The organism is Streptomyces sp. NBC_01320, assembly GCF_035974375.1.
Lineage (GTDB): Bacteria > Actinomycetota > Actinomycetes > Streptomycetales > Streptomycetaceae > Streptomyces > Streptomyces yanii.
In genome coordinates this window covers 480,542-495,826 of sequence record NZ_CP108391.1, presented here as the reverse complement: position 1 = coordinate 495,826, position 15,285 = coordinate 480,542, and the positions used below count along the sequence as shown (strand labels likewise).

Genomic DNA, 15,285 nt, shown 5'->3' with positions numbered 1-15,285 from the left:
TCACACGACGGGCCCCGGCGCCAGAAGCCAAGGCCCGCCAAGGAGAGGCAGGACCTCATGACCGAAACTCAAAAGACCTGGTCCGAGGCGGAATCGGCGCGGTACCGGGCCGCCGGGCACTGGCAAGGGGTGACATTCGGCACCCGCCTGCGCCAGGGAGTGGCCGGCCATGGGGGGCGCGTCGCTCTGGTCGACGGGGACCGGCGGTGGACCTACGCGGATCTGGACACCGAGGCCGACCGCGTCGCCCATGGACTGCGCGGGCTCGGGATCGGGCGGGGTGACCGCGTGGTGGTCCAGCTCCCCAACTGCGCCGAGTTCGTGCTCGTCTGGTTCGGGTTGCAGCGGCTCGGGGCGGTTCCGGTGCACGCCATGCCCGGCCATCGGCGCCGGGAGATCGGTCACCTGGTGCGCGTGTCGGGTGCCGTGGCGTGTGTGGTGCCGGACCGGCACGCTCGTTTCGACCACCGGGAGCTGATGCGCGAGGTACGGGCGGAGCAGGGGTCGGACGGCCCGCTGCGGCACGTCGTCGTGGTCGGCGATCCCGGCCCGGAGGACGGCTTCGTCCCGTTCGAGGCGCTGCGGGTGCCCCCGCCGGCGTCCGGCCCCACCGCGCCGGACGCCCTGTCGGCGCCGGGCGCCGACGACGGCGGCGCGGACCCCGCGGATGTCGCCCTCCTGTTGCTCTCCGGCGGCACCACCGGCCTTCCCAAGCTCATCCCGCGGACGCATGACGACTACGCCTACAACGCTCACGCCTGCGCCGAGGTCTGCGCGCTCGACGCGGGGGCCGTCTACCTGGCGGTGCTGCCGATCGGGTTCAACTTCACCTTCGCCTGCCCCGGTGTGCTGGGCACCCTCATGGCCGGAGGAACCGTGGTCGTCGCTCCGGACCCGAGCCCGCAGACGGCGTTCGCGCTCGTCGAGCGGGAGGGCGTGACACTGACCTCTCTGACTCCGCCGCTCGTCATCCACTGGGTGGACGAGGCAGCCTCCGGTTCCTGGGACCTCGGCAGCCTCGCCGGTGTGCAGGTCGGCGGGGCGCGGCTGCCGGAGGACCACGCGCGAAAGCTCGGACCGGCACTCGGGGTGACCGTGCAGCAGGTCTTCGGCATGGCGGAGGGACTGATCAACCTCACCCGCCTCGACGACCCCGAGCACCTGGTCTGCGCCACGCAGGGCCGGCCCGTCTCGCCGGACGACGAGGTACTCGTGGTGGACACCGACGGCAGGCCCGTGCCGGACGGTACGGCGGGTGAACTGCTCACGCGGGGCCCGTACACGCTGCGGGGCTACTACCGCGCCGAGGAGTACAACCGCACGGCGTTCACCCCGGACGGCTTCTACCGGACCGGCGACGTGGTGCGGCGTCTGCCGACCGGGCACCTCGTGGTGGTGGGTCGGATCAAGGACCAGATCAACCGTGGCGGTGAGAAGATCGCCGCGGTCGAGGTGGAGGAGCAGTTGCTGACGCATCCGGCGATCACGGCGGCGGCGCTGGTCGGTGTGCCGGACGAGCGGTGGGGTGAGCGGACCGTCGCCTTCGTCGTCTGCGCGGGGGCGGCCCCCGGCGTGCGGGAGGTCGCCGCCCATCTGAAAGAGCGCGGGCTGGCCGGATACAAGACGCCGGACGAGGTCGTCCGGGTTCCCGGCCTTCCGCTCACCACCGTCGGGAAGGTCGACAAGGCGGCGCTGGCCCAGGAGTTGCTCCGGCCGTAGGGCGTGGTGCGGAGGAGCGCCCGGTGGGCGGGGCACTCCTCCCGCCGGCCATGAGCCCCTCAGCCGTCGCTACTCTGGCACGGTGAGGGCGGGATCGTCGTCGTAGGCAAGCAGTTCCCGGGTGACGGGGTGCTCCGGGTTCACCAGCACGTGGTCGACGCGGCCGGCTTCGACCACGCGCCCCGCGTCCAGGACGACGACCTGCTCCGCGCGGCGGGCGGCGGCTGCCAGGTCGTGCGTCACCATCACGACCGTCAGGCCCCTCGCCCGCCGCAGCGAGTCCAGCAGGTCCAGGACCCCGCTCGCCGTCTCCGGGTCCAGCGCCGAGGTGATCTCGTCACAGACCAGAACGCGCGGCTCGGCGGCCAGCGTCCGTGCCAGTGCGACACGTTGACGCTGGCCACCCGACAACTCCCCGGGCCGACGCTCCCGTACATCCGCGCCCAGCCCGACCAGCCCGAGCAATCGTACGGCCTCGCAAGACGCCTCCTGGGCGGACCGGCTCCGCACCCCCCTGAGGGGGCGCATGAGCGCGTCGCCCACGGATTCCCGTGGGTTGAGAGCTCCGCGGGCGTCCTGCGCGACGAGTTGCACCGGAGCCCCGCGGCCCCGCGGCTCGCCGTCGTCCCGCCACTCGACACTCCCCCGTGCCGTCCGGTGAAGCCCCGCGAGGCATCGGGCGAGGGTGGTCTTCCCCGACCCCGACGGACCTACGACGGCGGTGCAGGAGCCCGCCAGAACGGTGAGGGAAACGTCGTGCAGCACGGAGACCCGCCCGTGGGCGGCGTGCACGCTCCGCACGGACAGCCCTCCGACGACGGCGGGGTCAGCCGCAGCGACGCGTGGGGCCTTGGAGCTGGGGCCGCCGGGCGGGCAACTCCCGGACGGATGGACGAGCGACGACGTCCCCGCCACCCCGGCGGCGACGATCCGGCCTCCGTCCAGACGGATCACGTCGTCCGCCACGGACGCGATCCACGTCGGGTCGTGGCTGACCAGCAACGCAGCGCGGTCCCCGTCGGACAGGACGTCGGCCAGCAGGCCGCGCATCACATCCGCCAGGACCGGGTCCAGGCCGCTGGTGGGCTCGTCGAGGACCAGCAGGCTGGGTCTGCCCGCCAACGCGAGGGCAAGGGCCACGCGTTGGGCCTGTCCTCCCGACAGCTGCCGGGGCAGTCGTCTCCGGAACGCCCGGTCGGCCGGCAGCCGCACAGACAGCAGCAGTTCCCCGACCCGCGCACGGACGTCGTCTCCCCCCTTCACTGACGAGCGCAGGCGCACCGCCTCGGCAATCTGCGTGCCGATCCGGAGTGCGGGGTTGAGCGACGAAGGGGGGTCCTGCCCCAGGAAGGACACCACCCGGCCGCGCAGCCGACGGGCGTCCGCGCCGTCGAACGGATCGAGGCCGACCACCCGGACGGTTCCGCCACGGACCTCCAAGCCAGGACGGACATGTCCGAGCAGGCTGTACGCCAGGCTGCTCTTGCCCGATCCCGACCTGCCCACGACTCCCAGCACCTGCCCGCGCGGCACCGACACGCGGGCGTCGTGCAGGACGGGCGGTCCTCCGGCCGCCGGGCCGAGCGTCAGCCCGCTGATCTCGGCGAGCGGACCGGCGCCTGACTGGCCGGCGGTCGCAAGGCCGGTCATGCGGCCCCCCGTCCCACCGTGTCCGCCAGCCGTCCGGCCAGCAGGCCGACGCAGACGGACAGCAGTACGATCAGCAGCGCCGGAGCGAGGAACGGCGTGGCGGCCAGTGTCGCCCCGGGGACGTTCTCGCTCACCATGCGCCCCCAGTCGGGCGCCGCTCCCCCTTCCCCGAGGCCGAGGAAGCCCGCGGTGGCGGTGAGGTGCAGCGATGCGACCAGGCGCAGCGCAGTGTCCATCAGGGCCGGTCCGGCGATGTTGGGCAGCACGTCGTGGCGCAGGACGGCCCGCCGGGTGTCGCCCCGGGCGATGGCGGCCTCGACGTATCCGCTGTTCAGGACCGTGTCCGCCGCGGCGCGCAGCACTCGGGTGGAAAAGGGGGCGGTGGCCAGGGCTACGGCTGCCACGAGGGCCGTGTCACTGCCGGGGAATCCGGCGGCCAAGACCAGGACGACCAGGAGGGCGGGGAGGACGGCGAGGGCGTCCAGGCAGCGGATCAGCAGGTCGCCCAGCCGGCGGGACACCATGGCCGCCAGGACGCCGGCGGACATCCCGACGGCCCCGGCCGCCGCCGTCCCCGCCAGCGCGGTGAGCACGATGGCGCGGCCGCCGCTGAGTACCCGGCTGGCCACGTCCCGGCCCAGCACGTCGGTACCGAGGAGGAACTGACCGTCCGGCTGCTGGAAGGGCGCCGCAAGCTGCGCGGTCGGACTGTGCGGCGCAATCAGTGGGCCCAGCACGGCGAGCAGAAGGACGAGCAGTGCGCCCGACCCGGTAAGAAACAGTGGTCGGCGGCGCCCGGGCGTGCCGGGACGGGCCGTGCGTGTCCGCCTCCGAGGTGGTGCCAGGACCGTCGTCATCGGCCGTTCCCCTCCCGTGCGCCCAGCAGACGCGCGCAGATGTCACCCAGCAGCAGCACCGCGAGCATCACCGCCACCAGGGCGGTGGCGATGCCCTGCACCATCGGTACGTCCCGCGCAGCGACGGCCAGTTGCAGCTCCCGGCCGATGCCCGGATAGTCGAAGACGTTCTCCACCACCACCGCCGAGCCGACCAGCGCCCCTGTGGTGAGGGTGAGCGCCTGAACAGCGGGTCCGGCGGCGTTGGGCAAGATGTGACGGACCGCGAGCCGCACCCCGCGTACACCGTTGAGCCGTGCGGCTTCGCAGTACGGGCTGGCCGCCGTCTCCGCGACGGAGACCCGCAGCAGCCTGGTGGCCACCGCGAGACCGACCGCGCTGAGCGTCAGCACGGGCAGAATCAGCGCGCGCGGCACGTCGAGCGGCGTACCGCCCAGGGGGATCACGGAGACCCGCGGAAGGATCTCCAGCCACACCGCCAGTACCGCGACGAGCAGCGCGGCAATGACGAACTCCGGTACGGCGGCCAGAACCTGAGCCGATGTCGAGACCAGACGGTCGGCACCGCCCCCGCGCAACCCGGTCCACAGGCCCAGCAGCGCGGCGAACGGCGCCGTGACCGCGAGCGTCAGTCCGGCGAGCAACAGGCTGTTGGGCAGGCGGGAGGCGAGGACCTCGGTGACCGGCCGCTCTCCCACGAAGCCGCGGCCCAGGTCCCCCCAGACCGCTCCGGCCGCCCAGTCCGCGTACCTCTGGGCGGCCGGCCGGTCCAGCCCGAGTTCGGCTCGGACTTCGGCGCGTTGCGCCGCGGAGGCGTCCACACCGGCGACCGCGCTGACGGCATCCCCCGGAAGGACCGCCGTCGCCGCGAAGAGCGCGGCCGACAGCAGCACCAGCAGGACGGCCGCCCCCGCAAGGCGACGCCCGATGAACGCGAGCAGGCTCACGCCAGCGACGCCTGGGAGAAGCCGGGGAACTGCTCGAAGAGGTCGTCCCGTACCCCCTGGACCCCCTTGGCCTGGACGTTCAGATTCGGTTTGAAGACCGGCAGCACCTGGTTACCGTCCTCCCAGCGCGTGCGCTGCGCCTGCGTGCCCAGCTTCTTCGCCACGGCTTCGTCGCTCTCGGCGCGAGCCTTCGCCACAAGTCCGTCGGTCGCGGACTTCTTCCAGCCGAACGCCGACGTCGATCCGCCCGCCGTGCTCATCTGGTAGGTCGAGAGCGCGGGGATGGGCATCTGGTACGAACCGGCCAGTGGCAGCGCCGCGTACATGGGGAAGTCGGCGTAGAGCTGTCCCGGCGGTAGTTCGCGCACCGAAGCCTGGACGCCGACCTGCTTGAGGTCCTCGACGAAGAGGGTGGCCATCTCCACCATGCCCGGCGTCTCGGGGCCGGTCGTCAGCGTCACCTTCATCCCGTTGGCCCCGGCCTCCTTGAGGAGTTCACGGGCTCGCTCCGGCTCGTGGGCGCGCTGGGGCAGGCTCTCGGCGTAGTCGGGGAAGCCGATGGAGGGCAGGTCGTTGCCGACCTCGGCGTTGCCGTAGAACACCGTCTTCACCATGGCCTCCCGGTCGACCGCGAGCTTGAACGCCTCCCTCACCCGAGGATCGTCGAAGGGCTTGACGCTCATGTTCATCTGGAAGGAGAGGCCGACCAGATAGGGGCTCTTGGTCGGGACGACTTCGACTTTCGCGTTGTCCGCGAGCGTGCGTGCGGTGACTGGTGAGAGGTCGTGGGCGAAGTCGATCTCACCGCTGGTGAGCGCGCCCGCCCTGGCGGTCGAGTCCGCGATCGACCGCAGCTCCAGGCCGTCCAGGTGGGGCACGTGGCCGTAGTGGTCGTCGTAGCGCTCGAACGCCGATCCCTGGCCGGCCGTGAACTCGGTAAGCCGGAAGGGGCCGCAACTGGGCATGCCCTTCCGGAAGGTCTTGGTTCCGTCCTTGACGACGAGGAAGTTGCCCTGACAGAGGATCATGCGGCCGTCGGCTATGGGCCGCAGGGTGGACAGTACGACCTTCAGTGCGCCGTCGGCCTTGGCTTGCGTGAGGTCGAAGTTGGCGGCGGCGAGCCGGTACACGGGCAGTTTGCTCTGCGCCGCAAGGGCGCAGAGGGAGTGCAGGATGTCGGCGGAGGTCAGCTCGGAGCCGTCCGTGAAACGAACGCCGGGCCGCACATGCAGCGTGTAAGTCGACAGGTCCTCGGAGATGTCGATGCCCTTGAGCACGCCGTAGCTCACCCCGTCAGGCCCACTGGGATCCAGGTTCCCCAGGGTGCCGTGCCAGGCCCGGGCGCGCACCAGGTCCAGAGCGGACGGGCCGTTGAAGAAGTCGAGCGTCTCGGAGGCGCCGCCTCCGACGAAGGCGGCCCGGAGCGTGCCGCCCGAGCGGGGCGAGGAACCTGATCCGGACTTCCGGTCGGAGCCGGGCTCGTCGGTGGAGCACGCCGCCAGCAGACCGGAGCCCGCTGCGAGAGCCGCGACTCCCGCCGCGCCGCGGCGGAGGAAGGCACGGCGATCGATCTGTCTGGACATGCTTCTCCTTGACGTTCTGCTGAGCTGAACTGGGCGCCGGGACAGCTCCGCGGCGTGTGTGATGCGGCCGACGCCACGACAGGCAGCCGGTGATCGACGACGGTGGGCACAGGCGGAGCCGCAATGGCTCCACCGTGATGAGGCGGATGCTGGGCTACCTCAGGACAAGAGCGCCGGACGGACACGCCCGTACGGCCTCGTGCACAGCGTCCGATTGAGACACCGACGGTCTCTCATCAAGGACGAGCACAAGCCCATCCTCGTCCTGGTCGAAGACGGCCTTCGCGGCGAGCACACACTGCCCCGCCCCCACGCACCGATCCCGCTCCGCGCTGATCCCCCCGATACCGGACGCCCATGCTGCCAAGGTCATGAGGACCCCTCCCCCTATCGCCGCACACTCGGCCGCCAATGGCAGCAGCCGTAGAGTACTCGACAATGACTTCCATATTCAATAACGAACCCGCTCCACCCTCTTCGCGGCTGCCCGCCCGATCACCAGGAGACAGGAGCGGAGCCCAGCGAGTTGGCGGAAACAGATCGGAGCGGTCGCCACGCCCGCAGCCGTCGACCACCGCTGGGGCCCGCGGAGGGCCGTCCTCCTGGAGGATCTCCGGCTGGGCCTACTCGAAGACGCGGATGAACTCACGCCCGATGACCTTGCGCTTGGTCTCTGGGGCCGAGACGCCGACAGCGCAACCTGCCCATGCACGACGCCGCCAAGAAGCAGATCTAGCTGAAGGGCGTCCAACTCGCCCTGGGTCTGCCGGCCCTGACGCCGATGCTCCCCCTGGCCGACGACACACGCAGGCGGGAGCCCAAGAGCCTGCGACTGCCCTGCGCCGCCGCCCAGCCAGTCACCACCGACCTCCGCCACTGGCACCGGCTTGGCTTGGCCGGCATTGGCCTTGCCCCCCGGGTCGGCTTCGTCATCATGGCCCTCGTCATCACCCGGTCGACGTTGGTGTCGGGTCTCTCGCCGTTCGCTCAGAAAGCGCCAGGCACTCACCGCTGATGTCCACGATGACCGGCCAGAACCGGGCGGGGAGGCCGTCCAGGCGGTCGGGTCCAGCCTCAGCCGCCACGGCAGGGGCGGTCTCGGCCAGCCAGGTGCCAAACCGCTCGGCGGCTTCGCGGTAGGGCACTTGCGCCAGGACACGGTGCTCGCCGGAGGGGCACAAGTCAACGGCGACAGTGAGCAGGCAGGAACCGGGCGCATTGTGGCTGCCGGTCCAGGACACGCGCAGCGCGCCGCAGGGTTTGCGCCCGCGGGAGCCGCGGGGATCGCGGTGGGTCGGGCGCAGTGATCGGCAGGCTATGTGGGCGGTCCATGCGGCGAGGTGGAGGTCTGTAAAACGATCGGCTCTGTCCCGTAATCGGTGGTAACGAAGCGTGACCAGAGTCGTTGACATCTCATGTGCGATGGGTGCAGATCTTGTGAGGGTGCCTCGTTGGGGTGATTCGCAGGGGTTCGGGATGTGCGGGTGTGGGGCGGTCTTTACCGTCGGCGAGGTGAGCCGGCCGTGGGTGCGGGCACCGGGTGAGGCGGGGTGGTGTGGTGCCGTCGTTGATGGCCGCGTTGGATGCCAGAGAGAGTGAATGCCGGGCCAGGGTCTCGGAGTTGCGCAAGCAGATCGCAGAGTTTTCCGAAGCGGTGTCCCAGGCGGAAGCCGAACTGTCCCGGCTGCAGATCACGCGGGAGACGGTGAAGCAGGTGCTGGCCGGTGGTCCGGTGGCCATGCGTGATGCGGCTGGGTCGGCGGCGTCCGGGCCGGTCGATGTTGCCGCGGCACTGCTGGCCGCCGAGGCCGCGGGCGATGTGACGGTGATGTCACCGGACTACCAGCGGATCACCGCGCTGTTCGCGACGTCGGGGTCGGCGTGGCGGTGCAAGGACGTGTGCGTGGAGCTGGGGCTTCAGACCGAGGCCCGTCACGTGGAGGGCATGCGCTCGAAGCTGAAGCGCCTGGTGGAGCGGGGGATCCTGGCTGAGACCGCGCCGGGGCTGTTCAGGGTGGACGGACGGGAGCTGGGCTGGTGAGCGCCGCCCTGGAGACCGGCTCTCTGGCGGTGACCGAGACCGCGTTCGCCGCCTCCCGCGGCCTGTTCGAGCAGGTCGCCACGGAACTGGCCGCGCCGGACGCCGCCGCGTTGACGCATTCAGGGCTGGAGGACCTGCTCGCGGCGCGGATGCGCGAGGTGACCCGGCAGCTGTTCCAGGACCATCTGGATCTGCGCGCGGTGCGCGAGCAGCGGGCCGATCCGGTGGTCGATGAGACCGGTGTTGAGCGCACCCGGATCGAGCGGGGCCGACGCCGGATCCTGGCCACGGTGTTCGGGAAGGTCACCGCGACCCGGATCGCCTACCGGGCCACGGGCTCGGCGGATCTGCACCTGGCCGACGCCGCGCTGAATATGCCGGCCGCGATGCACAGCCACGGGCTGGCCAGGCTCGCCGCGACCGAGTCCGCCCGCGGTTCCTTCGCCGAGGCGGTCGACCGCGTCAACGCGCTGACCGGCGCCGGGATCGGCCACCGGCAGGTCCAGGAACTCGCCGTGGCCGCCGCGGCCGACATCGACGCTTTCTACCAGGCCCTGGTGCCCGAACCGTGCACCGACGCCACGCTGCTGGTCCTGTCCACCGACGGTAAGGGCGTGGTGATAAGGCCCGAGGCGCTGCGCGAGGCCACCGCGAAGGCCGCTGCGACCAAGAGCGGCAACAAGATGGCGACCAGGCTCGCGCCCGGGGAGAAACACGGCCGCAAACGGATGGCCACCCTGGGCACCGTCTACGACGCCGAGCCCGCCGTCCGCGGCGTCGACGACATCATCGCCGACCCCGCCGACCCCGTGAAGGAGCGTCGCCCGGGCCCGAGAGCCAGGTCCAAGTGGCTGTGCGGCTCGGTGAACGACACCGCCGAGCAGGTCATCGCCGCCGTGTTCGACCAGGCCGAAGCCCGCGACCCCGGACACCGCCGGACCTGGGTCGTGCTGGTCGACGGCGCCCGGCACCAGCTCGACGTCATCCGGGCCGAGGCAGCACGCCGGAACGTCACCGTGCACATCGTCATCGACATCATCCACGTGCTCGAATACCTGTGGGGCGCCGCGCACTGCCTGCACCCGGCCGGCGACCGCGCGGCCGAGGCCTGGGTCGCCGGACAGGCCCGTACCATCCTGGCCGGAGGCTCCGAGCAGGCCGCGGCCTCGATCAGCGCCGCCGCCGACGCCGTCGGGCTCAGGCCCGGCTCACGCAAGGGCATCGACGACGCCGTCGGCTACCTGAAGAACAAGGCCGCCTACCTGCGCTACGACACCGCGCTGACCGAAGGCTTCCCGATCGCCACCGGGATCGTCGAGGGGGCGTGCCGCCACCTGGTCAAAGACCGCCTCGACATCACCGGAGCCCGCTGGGGCCTTTCCGGCGCCGAAGCCGTCCTGAAACTCCGGGCCCTGCGCAGCAACGGCGACTTCGACACCTACTGGGCCTGGCACGAGACACAGGAGTTCACGCGCAACCACCAGGCCCGATACCGCGACACGCTCATACCAGCGGCTTGATCGCCAGAACCCTCATTGGATCTGCACCCATGTGCGATGCCAACTCCCTTATAGCGACCGTGCTTTCGGGGCTGTCGGTGCTGGTTGTCAAGGATGTGGTGGACGAGGGTGAGGTGGTCCGCCTGTCCGCTCGGACCCAGGAGAAGCCGGTGCCATGCCCGATGTGCGGGACGCCGACCGCGAAGGTGCACGGCTTTCATCGCCGGACGGTGGCGGACGTGCCGGCGGACGGCCGACGGGTCGTGGTGTCGGTGCGAGTGCGGCGCCTGGCCTGCAGCGTGTCCTTGCCCGCGGTGATGCCGACCGCGGCTGCCAGTCGGGCCCCTGCCCGGCCGGCCAGTGCCAGCCCGATCTGTGTCAACATCCCGTGCAGCAGCGGGGTGTAGCGGCTGTGCGGGGTCGTCAAGCCCGCGACCTGCTCGGCGAAGGGTCACCGCAGTGCAGGCGGCGTTCTCGCAACGGAACCGGCGTATGCACAACTCGATCACGACACCGAGCCCACCCACGGCGACGTCACGGAGCTTGCGTACATACCGGCCGTGCACCCGCACCGAGCTCTTGCCGCACCAGCAGGCCGCGCTCGGTGCCCGCACCCGCGTCCTCAACACCACCTCGTCCGGCCCTCGCTCGATCTCCTCGATCAGCAGGCCGGACAGGTACGGAAACAGTTCCAAGACCACGTCACGAGAGCACGCGATGCATGATTGCGAACATTCGGGACACTCAGTTCTATCGTCCGGATCACAAGATCGTCGACAGAACCAAGGTCAGGGATGGGCAGGTCGCCAACCGGCCCGTCTACATGGCCTTGGCCGTGACGGCGGAGGGGCATCGGGACATCCTGGGCCTGTGGGTCGGCGTCGGCGGCGAGGGCGCCAAGTACTCATAGTAGGCCTCGGGTTGGGGAGACGCCCCCCTGCGGAGGGGGTGGCGGATGTCGTCCCCGAGAACCTGAGGAGGCGTGTGATGACGGAATTTGTCGGTGGCCGGTCGCAGGCCGAGTACATGGCCCGAGTGCGGGACCTTCCGCAGAGGAAGTGCCTGGTCGTTGCCGTGGATGTCGGCAAACACAGCGCGATGGGCCTGATCGCTGATCACTGCGGGCAGATCTTCGGTGACCCGGTCGACTTCGCACTGACCCTGCCGGGGGCCACAGCCCTTGAACAGGCCGTCCGTTCGGCGGTCCACCACAGTGACGCGGCCAGCGTCCGGATCGGGATCGAAGCCGCGGGCCATTACCACCGGGCACTCGCCGCCCACCTGCGCGACCGGGGATTCGACGTCGTCGAGCTGAACCCGTACCAGGTCAAGCTGGCTCGGGGGCAGATGGGCCAGGCTCGGGTCAAGACTGATTTACGGGACTGCATGGCCATGATCGAGCTGCTCGTGCGCGGGCAGGGCTGGCCGCTGCGCGCAAGTGAAGAGGCCACGGCCGAACAGCGGGCCTGGGTGGCCCATCGTCGGCGCAAACTGCACGCCGCGAAGGCGCTGTGCGCTCAGATCCACGCCCTCGCGGACACCGCTGTCCCCGGCCTGACCGGCTGCTTCACCACCGGACTGGAGTCTCCGACCCTGCGCATGCTCCTGGCCACCCTGCCCGATCCGGGACGCATCGCCGCCCTCGACGTCACGGCCCTGGTCGGGCACGCGGCGGACCATGGCAGGCGAATGCTGCGACCGAAAGCGTCCCAGGTCATCACCGCTGCACGCGAGGCGATGTGCGTGCCCGAGGCCGACCGTGCGATCGCCGCCCGTCTGCTGACCGGCGAGATGGCCGAGTACGAGACCCTGCTTGCAGACCTCGGTGCGGCCGACCGGGAACTGGCCGGCCTGCTACAACACACCCCGGCCGGTGTCCTGCTGTCTGTCCCCGGGGTCGGCCCCGTGACGGCCTCCTATTACGGTGCCGCGCTCGGTGATCCGCACCGGTTCAGCAGCGCGGACGCGGCATGGCGATACGCCGGACTCGCCCCCACCAGCTACGAATCCGCCGGACACCGCGGGTCGGCCAGGATCAACAAGATCGGCTCGGTCGAGCTGCGTCAGGCGGTCATCACCCTCGGCGTGTGCGTCGCCCAGCACCATCCAGACTTCGCCGCCTACAAGCAGCGTCTGCGCGAGGCAGGGAAGAAACCCATGGTGGCGTCCATTGCCACCGCCCACCGCGTGCACCGCCTCACGTTCGCGCTGATGCGCTCCCAACAGCCCTACGACGCCGAGCGCTGGACTGCGGCCGTCACCGCCGGCCGGGCACGGAACCGGCCCGTCACGGCCTCCGCACAGGTGACCCGCACGACGTGACCGGCCCCGCGCGGCCACGATAGCCGCAGCTCACCGGGGCTACCAGGACTCCTCGCGAGCCTGCTCGCGAGGCGCGGGCGGCACCGGCCGGAATGACGTCGTCAAGTATCAGCGGCCCGTCCTTGGGACCGCGCAGCCAGCAAGACGTCCGGCCGGTCCCGCCACCGCGAGCGCGCACAACAGCCTGCAGCACGACTGCGACTACATGAGTAGGCGCCGCCCGGGAACGTCGTCCGCACCGCATGATCTACCTATACCGAAGATCGACAACCTGCCTTGCTCGGCGGGCCGATTCGCCATGCCCGCAAGGGACTTGACAAGCTCTCCAGAACAGCTGGCTGCAGGTCCTCACCGAGATCAAGAACCGGGGCGCCCGTGATGTGCTGATGCTGGTCTGCGACGGCCTGACCGGTCTTCCGGACGCGGTCAACACGGTCTGGCCTGCGACGATCGTGCAAACGTGCGTGGTTCACCTCCTACGGAACAGCTTCCGTTACGCGGCCAGGCAGGACTGGGAGAAGATCGCGAAGGCGCTCAAGCCCGCCTACACCGCGCCGACCGAGGACGCCGCCCTGGAACGCTTCATTGAGTTCAGTGAGGCCTGGGGAAGGAAATACCCGGCGATCGTGCGGCTGTGGGAAAGCGCCTGGGCGGAGTTCGTCCCCTTCCTCCAGTTCGATATTGAGATCCGGAAAATCGTGTGCACCACCAACGCGATCGAGTCCGTCAACGCCCGTATCCGCAAGGCCGTGAGGGCCCGCGGGCACTTCCCCACTGAACAGGCCGCGCTCAAGTGCGTCTACCTCGCGGTGATGAGCCTGGACCCCAAGGGCACCGGAAGCAAGCGCTGGACCATGCGCTGGCCGCACTCCAAGCCTTCGACATTACCTTCGACGGCCGGCTCACCGCCGGACGCCGGTAGAAACAATCAACCGAGTCCCACCGTTCGCTGTACAGACCCGACTTGGTGCCGCCGAACGCCTCATAGTTCATCAGATCGGACGGGGGGTGGCGTCGGTCGCAGCTTGTGGCCCCCTGGGCAATTCACTAACTTCGCCCGCCGGGTGCCAGGCCCGGGGCGGGAGGCAGCGGTTGCTGCGGTTGCTGTGGTGCCGCCTGCGGGGTGTGTTCTTGCTGCCGTACAGGCGGCCTCTGTTGCGCTTCGGCGCGAGCGAGGGCGGTGCGGTGTGCGGCTTCGGCGCGGGCGCGGTGGTGGATCCGGTGAGCAGTGGGTGTGGTCAAACCTCGGCGCGTGACGGGTGCCCAGATAGGGATGAAGGTGCGGTACGCGAGCGGCATTGGCTTGTCGGGTTCGGCGGGTCGCCGGGGATGCAGTGGTCGCGGATGGCGGCCGCGGTGATGGTCGTGTCGGCGTGGGGCGGGGCGGGGTGTCCGTGGAGGGTGCGGGTGAGGTAGCGGCGGGCTTCGGCAAGCAGGTGGCGGTGGCGGAAGCGGCCGCCGTGGTGGACCGCGACGATCGCGGTGATCTCCAGCGCGGCGGCTGCGACGTCCACGCCGAACAGGGCCACGGCGCCGTCCCGCCAGCGTGCCCGCAACGCGGGCAGAGGCCGGCTGTCTTCTTCTTGGGCGGCCGGGTCTCGTGAGAGGCACGTGCCATCATCCGCTGCCGAATTTTGGTGGTCAGAGGCTGGCGGGGGGTTCCTGGTACTGGCCGACGAGTTCTGCCAGGCGCTGCATGGTCGCGGTGGTGCGGGTGGCGGCCCAGTCGATGAGCTGCTCGGGGATCCCCGCGAGTTCCATCACGGGCCGCTGTCCGGCGGTCGGGTAGCGGGGCACCGTCGCCAGATCGAGCGCGCGACAGATCTCCTCCATCAGGCGTTGGTTGTAGAGCCCCGAGAGGGCAACGGCGTACTCGAGGAACGAGCGGGTGTGCAGGGTGCCCCACCGGTCGCCCTGGCGGCGGACCTTGACCGACAGCACCACGTGATCGTGGAGCAGCGGCATGCCGTCGCGGTTCTCGTAGTGGCGGAAGCGGGCGGCGATCACACCGGCACGGGCGCGTTGCACGGTGCTGTCGCCACCGACGCGTACCCACAGATGCTCGGTCTCGGCGGTGGCCAGGACCTCGCCGGTGACGCGGGTCTGCAGGTCCTCGATCAGCTGGCGGACCGGCGGTGTGCCCAGGGCCCACAGGGCCTGGACGCTGCCCGGCGGGCGGAACACGAGATCGTTGCCGGACCACTTTTGCACCCGGTAGCCGAGCCGGGCCGCCCGGGCGGCTGCTGCGGGACTGTCGCCGGCGGCAAGACGGTCGGCAACGATGCGGTCCGCGTCCGGGTGGAGACCTTCGCCGAACAGGTTCCGCATCTGCCTCTCGGTGACCCGCGCCCCGGATACCAGGCCGACCGCGGGCAGCGCCCGGCCCATCCACACACCCGGCGGGACACCCACCTCCTCCTGCGCCTGCTCCAGGCTCCTCCCCCGCGGTCGACGGCCGTCACCGACCACCACCTGACGCCCGTAGTACTTGTACGCGGAGCCCTTGCTGACTTGCTTGAACGTCACCATGCAACCCAGCACAGCACCGAAAAAGCACTGGTCAACGGCCCACAACTGGGGGCCCGTGAGGCGGGACGAAACCGCAGAGTTGTTGGTCCGGTCTCCCGCGTCACGGGCAGCTGGCAGCCACGTTTCCCACCTCGGCTC

General features: G+C 70.6%; 12 protein-coding genes and 4 pseudogenes. 7 read left to right on the top strand and 9 right to left on the bottom strand.

All coding sequences use genetic code 11. The annotated features are described in order from the left end of the window. Window positions 1–57: 57 nt before the first annotated feature. Entirely contained in the window at window positions 58–1,719 is a 1,662-nt protein-coding gene (locus OG395_RS57390; protein WP_327250075.1) for a (2,3-dihydroxybenzoyl)adenylate synthase, read from the top strand. A 69-nt stretch (window positions 1,720–1,788) separates the two neighbouring features. Here OG395_RS57390 and OG395_RS57385 read toward each other — a convergent pair whose 3' ends face one another. From OG395_RS57385 to OG395_RS57365, 5 genes are all read right to left on the bottom strand, one after another. Further along, a complete protein-coding gene (locus OG395_RS57385) occupies window positions 1,789–3,369 on the bottom strand; it encodes an ABC transporter ATP-binding protein (protein WP_327250074.1) in 1,581 nt (526 codons plus the stop codon). After that, window positions 3,366–4,226: an ABC transporter permease gene (locus OG395_RS57380; RefSeq protein ID WP_327250073.1), complete on the bottom strand. Its 861-nt coding sequence runs from the start codon at window positions 4,224–4,226 to the stop codon at window positions 3,366–3,368. Before OG395_RS57380 ends, OG395_RS57385 begins: the two co-directional genes overlap by 4 nt. After that, window positions 4,223–5,173 (bottom strand): ABC transporter permease, encoded by a 951-nt coding sequence (locus tag OG395_RS57375; protein WP_327250072.1) that lies wholly within the window; start codon window positions 5,171–5,173, stop codon window positions 4,223–4,225. The genes OG395_RS57380 and OG395_RS57375 overlap by 4 nt, the downstream gene beginning before the upstream one ends. Next, window positions 5,170–6,756 (bottom strand): ABC transporter substrate-binding protein, encoded by a 1,587-nt coding sequence (locus tag OG395_RS57370; protein ID WP_327250071.1) that lies wholly within the window; start codon window positions 6,754–6,756, stop codon window positions 5,170–5,172. The genes OG395_RS57375 and OG395_RS57370 overlap by 4 nt, the downstream gene beginning before the upstream one ends. Window positions 6,757–6,910: 154 nt before the next feature. Next, window positions 6,911–7,129, bottom strand: a complete 219-nt coding sequence (locus OG395_RS57365) for a ferredoxin (protein WP_327250070.1) — start codon at window positions 7,127–7,129, stop codon at window positions 6,911–6,913. 1,248 nt (window positions 7,130–8,377) lie between these two features. On the opposite strand from OG395_RS57365, the gene OG395_RS57360 reads away from it, so the two are divergent. From OG395_RS57360 to OG395_RS57350, 3 genes and pseudogenes are all read left to right on the top strand, one after another. Then, complete coding sequence (locus OG395_RS57360) at window positions 8,378–8,797, top strand: hypothetical protein (protein ID WP_327249937.1); 420 nt, start codon at window positions 8,378–8,380, stop codon at window positions 8,795–8,797. 23 nt (window positions 8,798–8,820) lie between these two features. Continuing rightward, complete coding sequence (locus tag OG395_RS57355) at window positions 8,821–10,317, top strand: ISKra4 family transposase (protein WP_442818841.1); 1,497 nt, start codon at window positions 8,821–8,823, stop codon at window positions 10,315–10,317. Window positions 10,318–10,346: 29 nt separating this feature from the next. Then, a pseudogene (locus OG395_RS57350) lies at window positions 10,347–10,598 on the top strand (transposase family protein); the annotation flags it as partial. Here OG395_RS57350 and OG395_RS57345 read toward each other — a convergent pair. Continuing rightward, the gene (locus tag OG395_RS57345; protein ID WP_327250184.1) at window positions 10,514–10,723 is read right to left on the bottom strand and encodes a hypothetical protein; all 210 of its coding nucleotides are present in this window, start codon (window positions 10,721–10,723) and stop codon (window positions 10,514–10,516) included. The pseudogene OG395_RS57350 and the gene OG395_RS57345 sit on opposite strands and share 85 nt — an antisense overlap. Window positions 10,724–10,778: 55 nt before the next feature. Then, window positions 10,779–10,910, bottom strand: a pseudogene (locus OG395_RS59070) (transposase family protein); the annotation flags it as partial. Window positions 10,911–11,080: 170 nt separating this feature from the next. On the opposite strand from OG395_RS59070, the pseudogene OG395_RS57340 reads away from it, so the two are divergent. The 3 genes and pseudogenes from OG395_RS57340 to OG395_RS57330 form a co-directional block, all read left to right on the top strand. After that, window positions 11,081–11,200: pseudogene (locus OG395_RS57340) on the top strand (transposase); the annotation flags it as partial. Between the two features lie 83 nt (window positions 11,201–11,283). Further along, window positions 11,284–12,618 carry an IS110 family transposase gene (locus OG395_RS57335; RefSeq protein ID WP_327249831.1) on the top strand — a complete coding sequence of 445 codons (1,335 nt, stop codon included), beginning with the start codon at window positions 11,284–11,286 and terminating at the stop codon, window positions 12,616–12,618. Window positions 12,619–12,953: 335 nt separating this feature from the next. Continuing rightward, window positions 12,954–13,540, top strand: a pseudogene (locus OG395_RS57330) (IS256 family transposase); the annotation flags it as partial. Between the two features lie 316 nt (window positions 13,541–13,856). Here OG395_RS57330 and OG395_RS57325 read toward each other — a convergent pair. Then, window positions 13,857–14,147, bottom strand: a complete 291-nt coding sequence (locus OG395_RS57325; protein ID WP_327250069.1) for a hypothetical protein — start codon at window positions 14,145–14,147, stop codon at window positions 13,857–13,859. A 112-nt stretch (window positions 14,148–14,259) separates the two neighbouring features. Continuing rightward, window positions 14,260–15,147 (bottom strand): MobF family relaxase, encoded by an 888-nt coding sequence (mobF, locus tag OG395_RS57320; RefSeq protein ID WP_327250068.1) that lies wholly within the window; start codon window positions 15,145–15,147, stop codon window positions 14,260–14,262. Window positions 15,148–15,285: the final 138 nt, after the last annotated feature.